At 70.3% G+C, this 13,106-nt stretch carries 13 protein-coding genes and 2 rRNA genes; 11 read left to right on the top strand and 4 right to left on the bottom strand.

The features are described from left to right. Window positions 1-174: 174 nt before the first annotated feature. From ACFV9D_RS12060 to ACFV9D_RS12035, 6 genes are all read left to right on the top strand, one after another. Window positions 175-483: a hypothetical protein gene (locus tag ACFV9D_RS12060; RefSeq protein WP_260230621.1), complete on the top strand. Its 309-nt coding sequence runs from the start codon at window positions 175-177 to the stop codon at window positions 481-483. Between the two features lie 62 nt (window positions 484-545). Beyond that, entirely contained in the window at window positions 546-1,382 is an 837-nt protein-coding gene (locus tag ACFV9D_RS12055; RefSeq protein WP_385144907.1) for a hypothetical protein, read from the top strand. Beyond that, on the top strand, window positions 1,372-2,697 hold the full coding sequence (locus ACFV9D_RS12050; protein WP_385144376.1) for a hypothetical protein: 1,326 nt from the start codon (window positions 1,372-1,374) through the stop codon (window positions 2,695-2,697). The genes ACFV9D_RS12055 and ACFV9D_RS12050 overlap by 11 nt, the downstream gene beginning before the upstream one ends. Continuing rightward, entirely contained in the window at window positions 2,694-4,247 is a 1,554-nt protein-coding gene (locus ACFV9D_RS12045; RefSeq protein WP_385144374.1) for an SCO6880 family protein, read from the top strand. The genes ACFV9D_RS12050 and ACFV9D_RS12045 overlap by 4 nt, the downstream gene beginning before the upstream one ends. Window positions 4,248-4,260: 13 nt before the next feature. Then, a complete protein-coding gene (locus ACFV9D_RS12040) occupies window positions 4,261-5,676 on the top strand; it encodes an ATP-binding protein (protein ID WP_385144373.1) in 1,416 nt (471 codons plus the stop codon). Between the two features lies 1 nt (window position 5,677). Beyond that, window positions 5,678-7,219 carry a type VI secretion protein gene (locus tag ACFV9D_RS12035; RefSeq protein WP_385144371.1) on the top strand — a complete coding sequence of 514 codons (1,542 nt, stop codon included), beginning with the start codon at window positions 5,678-5,680 and terminating at the stop codon, window positions 7,217-7,219. Between the two features lie 93 nt (window positions 7,220-7,312). On the opposite strand, the gene ACFV9D_RS12030 is transcribed toward ACFV9D_RS12035, so the two are convergent. Beyond that, window positions 7,313-7,873, bottom strand: coding sequence for a GNAT family N-acetyltransferase (locus tag ACFV9D_RS12030; protein WP_385144369.1), 561 nt, complete (start codon window positions 7,871-7,873; stop codon window positions 7,313-7,315). A gap of 134 nt (window positions 7,874-8,007) precedes the next feature. Between ACFV9D_RS12030 and ACFV9D_RS12025 the strand changes: the two genes are divergently transcribed. From ACFV9D_RS12025 to ACFV9D_RS12005, 5 genes are read left to right on the top strand one after another with little or no spacing between them, the layout of a single operon-like run. Further along, window positions 8,008-8,910: an ATP-binding cassette domain-containing protein gene (locus tag ACFV9D_RS12025; RefSeq protein WP_385144367.1), complete on the top strand. Its 903-nt coding sequence runs from the start codon at window positions 8,008-8,010 to the stop codon at window positions 8,908-8,910. Further along, window positions 8,907-9,692, top strand: coding sequence for an ABC transporter permease (locus ACFV9D_RS12020; protein ID WP_385144365.1), 786 nt, complete (start codon window positions 8,907-8,909; stop codon window positions 9,690-9,692). Before ACFV9D_RS12025 ends, ACFV9D_RS12020 begins: the two co-directional genes overlap by 4 nt. A 3-nt stretch (window positions 9,693-9,695) precedes the next feature. Then, complete coding sequence (locus ACFV9D_RS12015) at window positions 9,696-10,916, top strand: sensor histidine kinase (protein WP_385144363.1); 1,221 nt, start codon at window positions 9,696-9,698, stop codon at window positions 10,914-10,916. Beyond that, the gene (locus ACFV9D_RS12010) at window positions 10,913-11,581 is read left to right on the top strand and encodes a response regulator (protein WP_385144361.1); all 669 of its coding nucleotides are present in this window, start codon (window positions 10,913-10,915) and stop codon (window positions 11,579-11,581) included. The genes ACFV9D_RS12015 and ACFV9D_RS12010 overlap by 4 nt, the downstream gene beginning before the upstream one ends. 8 nt (window positions 11,582-11,589) lie before the next feature. Beyond that, complete coding sequence (locus ACFV9D_RS12005) at window positions 11,590-12,060, top strand: DUF1877 family protein (RefSeq protein ID WP_385144359.1); 471 nt, start codon at window positions 11,590-11,592, stop codon at window positions 12,058-12,060. 32 nt (window positions 12,061-12,092) lie between these two features. On the opposite strand, the gene ACFV9D_RS12000 is transcribed toward ACFV9D_RS12005, so the two are convergent. From ACFV9D_RS12000 to ACFV9D_RS11990, 3 genes are all read right to left on the bottom strand, one after another. Further along, the gene (locus ACFV9D_RS12000; protein WP_385144357.1) at window positions 12,093-12,710 is read right to left on the bottom strand and encodes a DUF2199 domain-containing protein; all 618 of its coding nucleotides are present in this window, start codon (window positions 12,708-12,710) and stop codon (window positions 12,093-12,095) included. A 112-nt stretch (window positions 12,711-12,822) separates the two neighbouring features. Next, window positions 12,823-12,939 (bottom strand): 5S ribosomal RNA (gene rrf / locus ACFV9D_RS11995). A gap of 73 nt (window positions 12,940-13,012) precedes the next feature. Further along, window positions 13,013-13,106: ribosomal RNA gene (locus tag ACFV9D_RS11990) — 23S ribosomal RNA — on the bottom strand; the annotation flags it as partial.

Raw genomic sequence — 13,106 nt, 5'->3', positions numbered from 1 at the left:
AGAAACCGGCCACGCCGTCGCAGGTCAAGGCGGTCGGTTCGGCCATGTGTGCGGGAATCGGGTAAAGAGAGCCGTCAAGCCGTCACACGCGAGCGGTTTCATCAGCGAAGATAGGGCGATGACCCATGCCATCCGGCAGGGGCGACGAACTACCCAACAGGGGCGGTGAGTTACATGTACCTGGCGGCCGAAGAAGGCGACATCACCACCATCATCGGTGGAATCGCCCCCAACTGGGGCCCTTTCGGGAGCCTGGGCAATGAAGCCAAGGTGATGATCGAGGTCGTGATGGCCGTGGCCATCCTTCTCTGCCTCGGCATCGCCATCTGGGGTGCGGCAAAGCAGCGCATCGGCGCGACCGCCCTCAGGGACACCTTCAGCGCCGAGCAGGGCAAGGGGCTGATCGTGGCCGGTCTGACCGGAGTCTTCATCATCGGATCGCTGGGGACGCTGTTCACGATCGTGTACGGGATGGCCGTCTAACCACCGAGGTCGATTCCTTTCCTGATGTCCAGTCACCACACGGTTGAGAGGGCGTGCTTGCCATGAGCCTCGGCGACGACAACGACGGCTTCGGCGGCTCGGGCCAGACCCGCACGCGCCTCCCCGAGGGCGGCACCGGCGACGTCTACGGCGGCGCCCGCCGCCCCCCGGCCCGCAACTCGCGGTCGCTCATCACGGTCGTGGGCGTGGTGGTCCTCCTGATCGCCGCGATCGCCTTCGCGAACAGAGGCGACGCGGGCACGGGCGACGGCGACAACGCCTCGTCCTCCACCAACAACCCGGGCAACCCGGCCCCGACGGCAGCGACGGGCGTCCGCCCGGTGACGGGCAAGAACGGCGAGATCCCGACGGGCTTCGCCCGGGACGAGCAGGGTGCGCAGAGCGCGGCGTCGAACTATGCGGTGGCGCTGGGTTCCGTCGACATGTTCCAGGCCGGAGCACGGCGGGGCATCGTCGAGGCCGTTCACGACCCCGCCGTCGTTCCCGACCTGCTGAAGAGACTGGACGAGTCCTACTCACCGGGGTTCATGGCGAACGTCGGTCTCGACGCGAACGGCGCCGCACCGGCCGGACTGACGTTCGTGTCGCGCACCATCCCGGTCGGCGCGAAGGTGCGGGACTTCACGAACGACTCCGCCACTGTGGAGGTCTGGTGCACCGGGCTCGTCGGCCTGGCCGGCGAGGGTTCGACCAAGCCGGTCACCACCACCTGGTTCACCATTACCCAGAAGCTGAAGTGGGTCGAAAACGACTGGAAGATCGCCTCGTCGACGCAGGCCGAAGGCCCGACTCCGGTCAACGGTGACAACCGTGCCTCCACGGCGGACGACATCGCCAAAGCCGTAGAGGGATACGGAGGGTTCACTTATGCCCGCTAGCCGACTCCGCTCGCTCAGCACGATCGCTGCCGCTCTTCCCACAGCGCTCGTTCTCATGGCGACGCGGGCCCACGCGGCCCCGACTCCCACCCCCACGCCGAGCGCCAGCAACAACCCGTGCGACTTCATCGTCGGCCAGGCCAGGGACTACTGCGAGGAGGGTGAGAACGCCGGCTCCGGTGGTCGTACCGGTCTGGACGACCCCACCACCGCCCTCGACCCCCTCTCCTCCCTCGCCCGCGGCTGCGCCGACGCCGCCGTCGCCATCGTCGACAAGCTCTCCCAGGCCGTCAAAGAGACCGCCGACGTCGACTTCACCAACCTCGAGTTCCTCGGCCGCTACGCCATCGTCTTCGCCGCCGCCACCTTCCTCACCCTCCTCCTCTGGCTCCTCGCCGTCGCCAAGCGCGCCATCCGCGGCGTCCCCCTCACCACCGCCATCTCCGAGGCCATCGGCTTCCTCTGGCTGACCGTCCTCGCCTCCGCCTTCACCCCGCTCATCCTCTACACCGTCGTCAACGCCACCGACGCCGTCACCGAGGTCATCGCCTCCGGCACCGGCCAGCAGACCGACGTCTTCTTCGGCAACTTCAAGGCGGCCCTCCAGAAGGGCGACAGCATCGGTGGCGGGCCCATCATGCTGATCATCGTGTCGCTGGTGAGCGTCCTCGCCGCCGGTGTGCTCTACCTCGAGCTGTTCCTGCGCGCCGTCCTGCTCTACGTCGGCGCCCTCCTCGGCGTCGTCGTCTACTCCGGGCTCGTCGACAAGAACATGTGGGGCCACGTCCGCCGCTGGGCCGGGATCATGATCGCGGTGATCCTCGTCAAGCCCGTGATCGTCATCGTCCTCGGCCTCGCCGGAGCGCTCTCCTCCGGGACCGGGCCCGACTCGTTCTCCGCCGTCGTCTCCGGACTCGCGATCATCCTGCTCGCCATCTTCGCCTCCGCGATGATCTACCGCTTCGTCCCCGGCTTCGGCGACGAGATCGTCGCCTCCCGCAACAACCGCCTCCACCGCGCCGGCGAGAACGCCGCCGCCGCCGTCATCTCCTCCCCCGCCTCCCTCGTCTCCCAGGGCATCAAGACCCACAGCGCCCGCGGCGACGGCGGCGGAACCCAGTCCCCGAACAGCGGCAGCACCGCACGGCCCGCCAACCCCCTCGCGGGCGGAGTCGCCGCCCACAGCAGCCGCGGGGGCTCGGCCGGGGGCGGCGGCGGATCTGTCCCCTCCGCCGCACCCCCGCCGCGTAGCAGCAGCCCCACATCAGGCACCCCGCACAGCAACCGCAAGAACTCTGGAGGTGGAGGGCGTTGACGACCCAGTCCCAGCCGGTCACGCCCCGCCGCACGTATCTCATCGGTCGTGCCCGGCCGAACGCGATCGTCGGCAAGAACCGCGAGACCGGCGAGATCGCCCTGATCATCGCCGGTGCGTTCCTCGGCATGATGAGCGGACTCCTCGTCCCCGCCCTCACCCTGCGGATCGTGCTGCTCGTCGGCTTCCCCGTCCTGGCGCTCGCCGCCGTGTACGTCCCGTACAAGCACCGCACGTTCTACAAATGGTTTGAAATCAATCGCAGTTACAAGCGGAGCCTGAAGCGCGGCACCGCCTACCGCTCCGCCGCCGCCGAGTCCGGCACCCGGCTCGACGGCCGTGAGGTCGAGATCGGCCCGCCGCCCGGCATCGGCCGGATCAACTGGCTCGCCGCGCCCTTCGGCCCCGACGAGATCGCCGTACTCCTCCACGCCGACCGCCGCACCGTCACCGCCGCCATCGAGATCGAGGGCCCCGGCGTCGGCCTGCGCGACAGCGAGGACCAGGAAGCGCTGGTGGACCGTTTCGGCACGCTCCTGAAGCACGTCGCCAACGGGGACGGCTTCGTCACCCGCCTCCAGATGCTCGCCCGCACCCTCCCCGCCGACCCCGACGCACACGCCAAGGACGTCGGCCAGCGCGGCGACCCGCACGCCCCGGCCTGGCTCCAGGAGTCGTACGAACAGCTCCAGTCGATGGTCTCCACCTCCAGCGAGCAGCACCGCGCCTACCTCGTGGCCTGCATGCACTACACCCGCGAACTCGCCGCCGAGGCCAACGCGATGGCCCGCGCCGCCCGCCACACCTCCGGCGCCCGCAAGCTCGACCGCGACGCCGGCCTCGCCGTCGTCATGGCCCGCGAGCTCACCGACATCTGCGCCCGCCTGGCCGAGGCCGACATCCGCGTACGCCAGCCCCTCGGGCAGTCCCGGCTCGCCTCCCTCGTGCACTCCATGTACGACCCGGACCACCCCATCGACCACATCCAGGCCATGACGAAACGAAACGCTTGGCCCGCCGAACTCGACGCCATGGAACCCACCTACCTCCAGGCCAAGACCCGCGAGTCCTCCACCCGCGCCCCCTGGTGCCACGCCACCGCCTGGGTGAAGGAGTGGCCGATGACCCCCGTCGGCGTCAACTTCCTCGCCCCGCTCCTCGTCCACACCCCCGACGTGATCCGTACGGTCGCCGTGACGATGGACCTCGAACCCACCGAGGTCGCCATCGAGCGCATGCTCACCGAGAAGACGAATGACGAGGCGGACGCCTCCCGCGCCGCCAAGATGAACCGGACGGTCGACCCCCGCGACATCGCCGCGCACGGCCGACTCGACCAGCGGGGTGAAGATCTCGCCAGCGGCGCCGCGGGCGTCAACCTCGTCGGGTACATCACGGTGTCGTCGCGCTCGCCCGAAGCCCTGGCCAGGGACAAGCGCACGATCAGGGCCTCCGCCGGCAAGTCGTACCTGAAGCTGGAGTGGTGCGACCGCGAGCACCACCGGGCCTTTGTGAACACCTTGCCGTTCGCGACCGGCATCCGCCGCTAAAGGGGCCAGACTGATGCGAGATCCACTCTCCGCCCTCACCGAAGCCTTCACGTCCTTCGTCTTCGGCAAGGTGGAGACGACCCGTCTGCCCGTCCGCACCTCGACCGGCCAGGCCCAGGCCGTCTATCTGCCCACCGCCGCCCCCGGTCTCGGCGACTCCGGCGTGATCATCGGCCGCGAGGTCTACAGCGGCAAGGGCTACATCTACGACCCGTTCCAGCTGTACGGACAGCAGCTCCCGGCCCCCCACTGGCTGGTCCTCGGCGAGTCCGGCAACGGCAAGTCCGCGCTGGAGAAGACGTACGTCCTACGGCAGCTGCGGTTCCGCGACCGCCAGGTCGTCGTCCTCGACGCCCAGGGCGAGGACGGCGTCGGCGAATGGAACCTCATCGCGCAGGAGCTGGGGATAACCCCCATCCGCCTCGACCCCATGGTCGCCGTCGACGCCGGCATCCGGCTCAACCCGCTCGACCCGTCGATCACCACGACCGGGCAGCTCGCCCTGCTCCGTACGATCATCGAGGTCGCGATGGGCCACGGCCTCGACGAGCGCTCGGGCTTCGCGCTCAAGGTCGCCCACGCGTACGTCAACGAGCACATCACCGACCGCCAGCCCATCCTCACCGACATCGTCGAACAGCTCCGCCACCCGGAGGCGGAGTCGGCCGAGGCGATGAACGTCGACATAGACGACGTACGCGCCTGGGGTCTGGACGTCGCGCTCGTCCTGGACCGGCTGGTCGACGGCGACCTGCGCGGGATGTTCGACGGCCCGACGACCGTCGGCATCGACCTCGACGCGCCGCTCATCGTCTTCGACCTGTCCCACATCGACCGGAACTCGATCGCCATGCCGATCCTCATGGCGATCGTCGGCGTGTGGCTGGAGCACACCTGGATCCGCCCCGACCGGAAGAAGCGCATCTTCCTGGTCGAGGAGGCCTGGCACATCATCAACAGCCCCTTCGTGGCCCAGCTGTTCCAGCGCCTGCTGAAGTTCGGCCGCCGGCTCGGCCTGTCCTTCGTCGCGGTCGTGCACCACCTCTCGGACGTCGTCGACGGAGCGGCGGCCCGGGAGGCCGCGGCCATCCTCAAGATGGCGTCCACCCGGACCATTTATGCCCAGAAAGCCGACGAGGCCCGGGCCACCGGGCGGGTGCTCGGCCTGCCACGGTGGGCGGTCGAGATCATCCCGACCCTCACCCCCGGTATCGCCGTCTGGGACGTCAACGGCAATGTGCAGGTGGTCAAACACCTCATCACCGAGAAGGAACGGCCGCTCGTCTACACCGACCGCGCCATGACGGAGTCGTCCGTCGACCCGTCCGTCGACCCGGCCATCGACCCGGAACTGGAGTGGGAGACGGAACAGCGCGCGGCCCTGATCGAGCGGCAGCTGAACGACCCTTCCCAGTCGACGGTGGCATGACGTGCAGAAGGACCAGCGGCAAGGAGGTATCCCGGACGGACTGGTCGTCGGCCTCGTCGGTTTCGTCCTCGGGCTGACCGTGCTCGTGTGGACGGCGACCGGCCTGGCCGGCCTGCTCTCCAAGGGCGCCTGGCCGGCCGGGGTCACCTTCACGAAGACCCCGATGGCCGTCCGCGCCCTGATCGGCAGCCCGCAGGACCTGCCGGGCGCGTGGCCCGACACTCCGGCGGGCGAGCTGTCGGGGTACGGGCTGTTCTGGGGGCTGCTCATCGGCGAACTGATGGTGCTCGTGGTCCTCACGGTGTTCGTGGTGGGCACGCTGGCGCGGTGGAGAACGGTACGAGCGAACAGACGGGCCGCGTCCCGTACGGCGGCTACGGAGCGGCCCTACGCGGTCGCCGTGGAGGCCCAGGCCCCGGTCGCGCAGCCGGTCGCCCCGGCCCCGGTGGCTCAGCCCGTGGCCGCCGCCGTACCGGAAGCCCTCGCCCAGTCCGCCGCCCAGCCGGTCTCACCGCCCCTCACCCAGCCCCTCACACAGCCCGCCGCACCAGCCGCCTCACCCCCGCCGGTGGCCGCCGCCCCGCCGCCCACGACCGAGGCCGTCGTCCCGGCGCCCCGCACCCCCCGCCTCCTCTACGGCTCCCCCGACACCCGCCGCCCCGCCGCGCTCCAGGCCGTCCAGGACGCCGAGGGCGCCGTCCTCGTCGTCACCTCCGACCCCACCCTCTGGGCCGGCACCAAGGACGCCCGCGGCAAGCTCGGCCCCGTCCTCGTCTACGACCCCGGCCACCTCTGCGACACCCCCGCCCGCCTCCACTGGTCCCCGTCCGCCGGCTGCGAGGACCCGGCCACGGCCCAGGAACGGGCGGTCGCCCTGCTCGCCCCCGTACGCCCGCCGTCCCGCCTGGACGCCGCGGTGGCCGACACTGCCGAAACGCTCCTGCGCTGCTGGCTGCACGCCGCCGCCCTGGACGACCGCCCCTTCAAGCAGGTCCACCGCTGGGCCCAGGGCGCCGGCGCCCACGAACCCGTACGGATCCTCCGTACGCACCCCAAGGCCGCCTCCGGCCACGCCGGACTCCTCGAGTCCGCGCTCACCGCGCATCCGGAACGGCGCGAGATCGCCCAGGAGTTGACCGCCCGGGCGCTCTCCGCGCTCTCCTCGATCCACATCAGGGACGCCTGCACCCCGAATCGAACGGATTCCCTGACGCTGGAATCTTTCGTGGCGGAGGGGGGCACTCTCTATGTGGTGGGTGAACCCATCGAGGACCCGCGCACCCGCCCCGGCGCGATGCCTCTGCTCACCGCCCTCACCGCAAGCGTGGTCGAGCACGGCCGCCGCATGGCCGCACGGTCATCCGACGGTCGGCTCGACCCACCACTGACGCTCGTCCTCGACGACGTCGCCGCCGTGGCTCCCCTTCCCCGGCTCCCGGAGCTGCTGGCAAGCGGCCAGGACCAGGGTTTGCCGACCCTGGTCCTGCTCCGCTCCCAGGAACAGGCCCGCGCCCGCTGGCCGGAGCCACTGCCCCAGCCCTGAACCGCCGGGGCACGGCGGGTAGGTCGGGTCGCCGAGCGATGGAGCCACGAGTTGCCCAGGTACCGGCCCTCCGGAGCTAGGGCCGGACAGGCCCTAGGCCAACGGCCGCGGGTACTCGTACTCCAGCTCCCGCGCCCCCTCGTCCCCCGGCATCGCCACGCTCTCCCCCGTCGCAGCGAAACCGAACCGCCGGTAGAAAGCGGCGGCCCGCGCGTTGTTCTCGTGCACGTACAGCCGCACCCGCCGCACGGCTGGCTCCGGCAGCGACCAGGACCACTCCACACCCGCCCGGAACAGCTGCTCCGTCAGCCCGCTCCCGCGCGCCTCCGGCCGTACGTACACGCCCACGATGTGCGTCTGGTCGACCTTCGCGGGCGCCCCGAACCGCACCTCGTCCGACGGCCGTTCCACCAGCACCGAGATCGTGCCCGCCCAGCTCCCGTCCCGGGCCTCCCCCACGAACTGCCGGACGCTCGTCCCGCTCTCGGAAGCGCCCTCCGTCCGCTCCTGCCAGAAGGAGTCCGGTCGGGCGACGGCGGCCTCGTAGGTGTCCAGGAAGGCGAGATGCGCCACCGGGTCCCGGAGAGCGGCGAGCCGGATCTCCCGGGCCTTCTCCCACTCGTCGGCGCGGATCGCGCGAATCAGATAGTCCATGCCGCCGATCCTCACCGCCGCCCGCCACCCCCGACAAGCCGTTTCTCCCCGTCGTACCCCAGTACTACGTCAGCCGCCCCGCTCCCGCCCACGGTCGGACGATCGGCCGCCGCCCGCTCCGTAGCGTCGTGGACATGATCCGAGCACACGAACTCACCAAGCGGTACGGCGCCAGGACCGTCGTCCAGGACCTCAGCTTCACCGTCCGCCCCGGCGCGGTCACCGGCTTCCTCGGCCCCAACGGCGCCGGCAAGTCCACCACCATGCGCATGCTCCTCGGCCTGGACGCCCCCACCCGCGGCCGTTCCACGATCGGCGGCCGCGCCTACGCCACCCACCCCGCACCCCTCACCCAGGTCGGCGCGCTCCTCGAGGCCCGATCGATCCACCCCGGCCGCTCCGCCCACCACCACCTCATGGCGCTCGCGCACACCCACGGCATCCCGCGCTCCCGCGTCGATCACGTCCTCGGCCTCACCGGCCTCACCGAGGTCGCCCGCCGCCGCGTCAAGGGCTTCTCGCTGGGCATGGGTCAGCGCCTCGGCATCGCCGCCGCGCTCCTCGGCGACCCGGAGACGGTCGTCCTCGACGAGCCCGTCAACGGCCTCGACCCCGAGGGCGTGCTGTGGATCCGTACGCTGCTCAAGTCCCTCGCCGCCGAGGGCCGTACGGTCCTCGTCTCCTCCCACCTGATGAGCGAGATGGCGCTGACGGCCGACCACCTGATCGTCATCGGCAAGGGCCGGCTCCTCGCGGACACCACCGTCGACGCGCTCGTACGGGAGTCAGGCGGCGCCTCCGTCAAGGTCGTCACCCCGGAGCCGGCGCGGCTGCGCGAACTGCTCCCCGAGGCCGGTGTCACGACGGCGGCCCCGGACACCCTCCGCATCACCGGCATCGAAGCCGCGGACATCGGCCGCACGGCCGCCGCCCACGGCGTACCGCTCTTCGAACTCACCCCGCAGACCGCCTCACTGGAGCAGGCGTTCATGGACCTCACCCACGACTCGGTCGAATACCAGGGAGCCGCAGCATGACCACGAGCACACCGACCGCATACCGGGTCACCCCCACCCGCGTCCTGCGCTCCGAATGGCACAAGCTGTGGACGGTCCGCTCGACCTGGATCACCGTCCTCGCCTCGGTCGCGTTCCTCCTCGGCGTCGGTATCCTCATGGGCGCCACCTACACCGCCGACGGCGGCGACTCCGACGTCGACACGGTCGTCCTCACCCTCTACGGCTCCCAGCTCGGCGGGATCTGCCTGGCCGTCCTCGGCATCCTGGTCACCGCCGGCGAGTACTCCACCGGCATGATCAGAGCCTCGCTGACCGCCGTACCGCGCCGGACGCCGGTCCTGTGGGCGAAGGCCGCCGTCTTCACGGCGGTCGTCTTCACGGTCTCCTTCGTGACCGCCCTGATCACCTTCCTCACCGCCCAGATCTTCCTCTCCGACACCGACCAGGCGGCCTCCCTCACCGACGACGGCGTCCTCGCCGCCATCGCGGGCAACGCCGCAGGCGTCACGCTCCTCAGCCTCATCGCCCTCGGCCTCGGCGCCGCGCTGCGCTCGGTGCCGGGCGGAATCGGGGCCTTCATCGGCGGCGTGATGATCCTGCCGGAGGTCCTCGGCATGCTCCCGTACGACGCCGTCGAGACCGCGATCACGTACTTCCCCACCCAGGCCGCCGGAGCCCTCGGCTCCGCCGACCCGATGCCCAACGCGGCCTCCCCGGGCGGCGCACTGCTCGCCCTGTGCCTGTGGGCGGCGGCAGCCCTGATCGTCCCGGCGCTGCTGCTGAAGCGCCGAGACGTCTAGCCCATGACGTACGAGGATGAGCGGGTGACCACTCAGGAGGAGCCGCTCAGCCGGTACATCCAGCGGCAGACCCAGCGCGCACGAGCCTTCGACGCCCGCCGCCCCTGGGTCTGGGACGGGCTGCTCACCGCCTTCTGGACGGCGGCGGCCCTCGTCGACGCGGCGGGCGGCTGGCGGAACATCGCCCGGGACCCGTCCGTACCGGTCTGGCTGGTCGTGGCCATGAGCCTGACCTTCTGCCTCCCGCTGCTGTGGCGGCGCCGGCACCCGATGGCCGTCCTCGCCGTGATGGCGTGCGCGTCCCTCGTCAGCAACTGGACCGGCGCCTTCCTCCAGGCCGGCCTCCTCCAACTGGTCGTGGTCTTCCACATCGCGCTACGGCTGCCCCAGCGCACTCTCCTGTGGACGCTCGCCCTGCTCACCCCGCCCCTGGTCGTGGGCGCGATCCGCCACCCCCAGGGCAGTTGGGACCAGCAGGTCGTCCCCACCCTGTGGGCGTACGCGATGGTCGCCCTGCTCGGCATCGCGGTCCGCTCCCGCAAGGACTACACGGCCGCCCTCGTCGACCGGGCCCGCCGCCTCGAAGTGGAGCGCGACCAGCAGGCCCAGCTGGCGGCGGCGGCCGAACGCACCCGGATCGCCCGCGAGATGCACGACATCATCGGCCACAACCTCTCGGTCATCACCGGCCTCGCGGACGGCGGCAAGTACGCGGCCGCGAAGAACCCCGAGCGCGCCGCCGAGGCCCTCGACGCCATCGGCACCACCAGCCGCCAGGCCCTCGCCGAACTCCGCCGCCTCCTGCGCGGCGAGGCGGTACGCGACCCGCAGCCCACCCTCGACGACCTGGACGCGCTGATCGCCGGCGTACGGACAGCGGGCCTGCCGGTACGGCTCGAGATCCGTGGCGACGCCCGACCCCTGGCTACAGGCGCCCAGCTGACGGTCTACCGGGTCGTCCAGGAGGCCCTGACGAACACCCTGAAGCACGCGGGCCCGGGGACCGAGTCGACGGTCCTTCTCTCCTACGAGCAAGACGAGTTGACGGTCGAGACGACGGACACGGGACGGACCGAAGGGAACGGCATCACCGGCACCGGCCAAGGAGTGACCGGCATGCGCGAGCGTGCGAAGCTCTACGACGGCACACTCGAAGCGGGCCCGCTGCCGACCGGCGGCTGGCGCGTACGACTCCGACTCCCCGTGGAGGACTCACCCTCGTGACGACGGTGCTGATCGCGGACGACCAGCCGATGCAACGCTTCGGCTTCCGCATGCTGTTGGAGAGCCAGGACGACATGACCGTCGTCGGCGAGGCGCCCAACGGCACCGAGGCGATCCGCCTGGTGGACCGGCACCGTCCCGACGTGGTCCTGATGGACATCCGGATGCCCGGCCTCGACGGCATCGAGGCCACCCGCCGCATCATCGCCACCGGCGCCCGCACCCGGGTCCTGATCGTCACGACCTTCGACCTCGACGAGTACGCCTACGAGGGCCTGCGCGCCGGCGCGAGCGGCTTCCTGGTCAAGGACGCCCAGCCCGAGGAGCTCCTGTCCGGCATCCGCGCGGTCGCGAGCGGCGACGCGGTGGTGGCCCCCAGCCTGACCCGCCGCCTCCTGGACGCGTACATCCACCACCTGCCGACCGCCGCGGGCCCACCCCGGGAGGACCCCCGCCTGTCGGCCCTCACGGACCGGGAACGCGAGATCCTCACGGTCATCGCCCAGGGCTGGACGAACACGGAGATCGCGACCCGCCTCCACCTCGCGGAATCGACAGTGAAGACCCACGTCAGCCGCATCCTCGCGAAAACGGGCGCCCGGGACCGCGTCCAAGCAGTGATCCTGGCGTACGACACCCAACTCGTGACGCCGAGCCGGCCATGAGCTTCCACATGCACCTCCGCGCCACGGCGGAGCACGAGATCCAGGACGACCACGCCTGGCTGACGGACTACATGCGGGCGGCCTGGGAGAACCTCGAGGCCGAATACGCGGCCGGCATCGCCGAGTCGATCGAAAAGGACTTCGGTCCCCTCCACGACCTCTACCGCGCCGGCGCCACACCCGCCCACGAACTCCCGGTCTACGGCGGCCGCATCATCCACGACCCCGCCAACCAGCAGCCCCCGTTCGCCATCCTCACCCCACCCGAGGTGACAACGGCCGCGGACCTCCTCACAGATGCCGCCTTCGACACCCTGTGGGATGTGGCGGGCCCCGCCCTCACGGCTCCGTACGCCCTCTGGGACGAACCGGAGGCAGCGGCCATGGCCACCTACCTCACCCACCACACGGCTCTCCGCGCCTTCTACAACCGCGCGGCCCACGCGCAGCACTCCGTGGTGAAGGCGTTCTGGTACTGAGAGAACCGTCCCGCGTGGACGCGCAGGCTCACTCAGTGGCCGTGATGGACGCGGGGAGCCAGAGGGTCGTAGTCGACTGCCCAGGCCATCGAACCGGTCAGGACGTCCGCCGCAGCCCAGCGTTGGGTCAGAATGCGCGTCAGGAGGGCGTCAGGGCTCGACTTGATGTGAGGCATACGGCGCCGCCCGTTCGAAGGGACGTCGACGCCGGCAGAGAGGGGCCTGCCCAAAATCTCGTCTCCCCACGGGTCGAGCTCGTTGGCGAGCCGCCCGTCGAACTGCATCTCGTCGAAGTCGAGTTCTCCGCGTCCGACCCTGACGATGTGGTCGAAGACATCCCTCTCGACCGAGACCCACACGCCAATGGTCGTCGTCCTGTTGTCGTCGAGACCGATGGGCAGGAGCGCTCGGGCGAACCCACCGAGGTTGTCGGTCACGACGACCGCGTCGTTGGCCAGCTGAACGTGCCGCTCGTACTCGGCTTCGCTCAGGGCTGCGACAGGCTGCGGCAAGGAGATATTGAATCGAGGGTCCGAGGCATCCAAAGACCCACCGCAGCAAGGACACGGGGGCGCCTCGCCCGGGAGAGGTCCGGCTCCGCTGGTCTTCTGTTTACGCCGCCATATCGCCACAGCCCAGCAGTGAACCATGCATCGCAGCGGCACGGCCAGCGGATATGAACGGCGAAGGAAACTCGCACGGATTGATCCAGAACGCAGAAAAGCCCCGCACCAGAAGGTGCGGGGCTTTCCCACAATGATTGTTCGGCGGCGTCCTACTCTCCCACAGGGTCCCCCCTGCAGTACCATCGGCGCTGAAAGGCTTAGCTTCCGGGTTCGGAATGTAACCGGGCGTTTCCCTAACGCTATGACCACCGAAACACTATGAAGTTGACCAACCGGGCATAATCACGGTCGTTACTTCAGAACTAACACAGTGGACGCGAGCAACTGAGGACAAGCCCTCGGCCTATTAGTACCGGTCAGCTCCACCCATTACTGGGCTTCCACATCCGGCCTATCAACCCAGTCGTCTACTGGGAGCCT

The sequence above is a fragment of the Streptomyces sp. NPDC059875 genome, assembly GCF_042731085.1.
Classification (GTDB): domain Bacteria; phylum Actinomycetota; class Actinomycetes; order Streptomycetales; family Streptomycetaceae; genus Streptomyces.
This window is presented reverse-complemented; position numbering and strand designations above follow the sequence as displayed.

Coding starts and splice junctions, on each gene's coding strand:
- ACFV9D_RS12040 (WP_385144373.1), top strand. CDS start 4,261: ATGCGAGATCCACTCTCCGCCCTCACCGAAGCCTTCACGTCCTTCGTC.
- ACFV9D_RS12015 (WP_385144363.1), top strand. CDS start 9,696: ATGACGTACGAGGATGAGCGGGTGACCACTCAGGAGGAGCCGCTCAGC.
- ACFV9D_RS12060 (WP_260230621.1), top strand. CDS start 175: ATGTACCTGGCGGCCGAAGAAGGCGACATCACCACCATCATCGGTGGA.
- ACFV9D_RS12055 (WP_385144907.1), top strand. CDS start 546: ATGAGCCTCGGCGACGACAACGACGGCTTCGGCGGCTCGGGCCAGACC.
- ACFV9D_RS12025 (WP_385144367.1), top strand. CDS start 8,008: ATGATCCGAGCACACGAACTCACCAAGCGGTACGGCGCCAGGACCGTC.
- ACFV9D_RS12000 (WP_385144357.1), bottom strand. CDS start 12,710: ATGGTTCACTGCTGGGCTGTGGCGATATGGCGGCGTAAACAGAAGACC.
- ACFV9D_RS12020 (WP_385144365.1), top strand. CDS start 8,907: ATGACCACGAGCACACCGACCGCATACCGGGTCACCCCCACCCGCGTC.
- ACFV9D_RS12050 (WP_385144376.1), top strand. CDS start 1,372: ATGCCCGCTAGCCGACTCCGCTCGCTCAGCACGATCGCTGCCGCTCTT.
- ACFV9D_RS12030 (WP_385144369.1), bottom strand. CDS start 7,873: ATGGACTATCTGATTCGCGCGATCCGCGCCGACGAGTGGGAGAAGGCC.
- ACFV9D_RS12005 (WP_385144359.1), top strand. CDS start 11,590: ATGCACCTCCGCGCCACGGCGGAGCACGAGATCCAGGACGACCACGCC.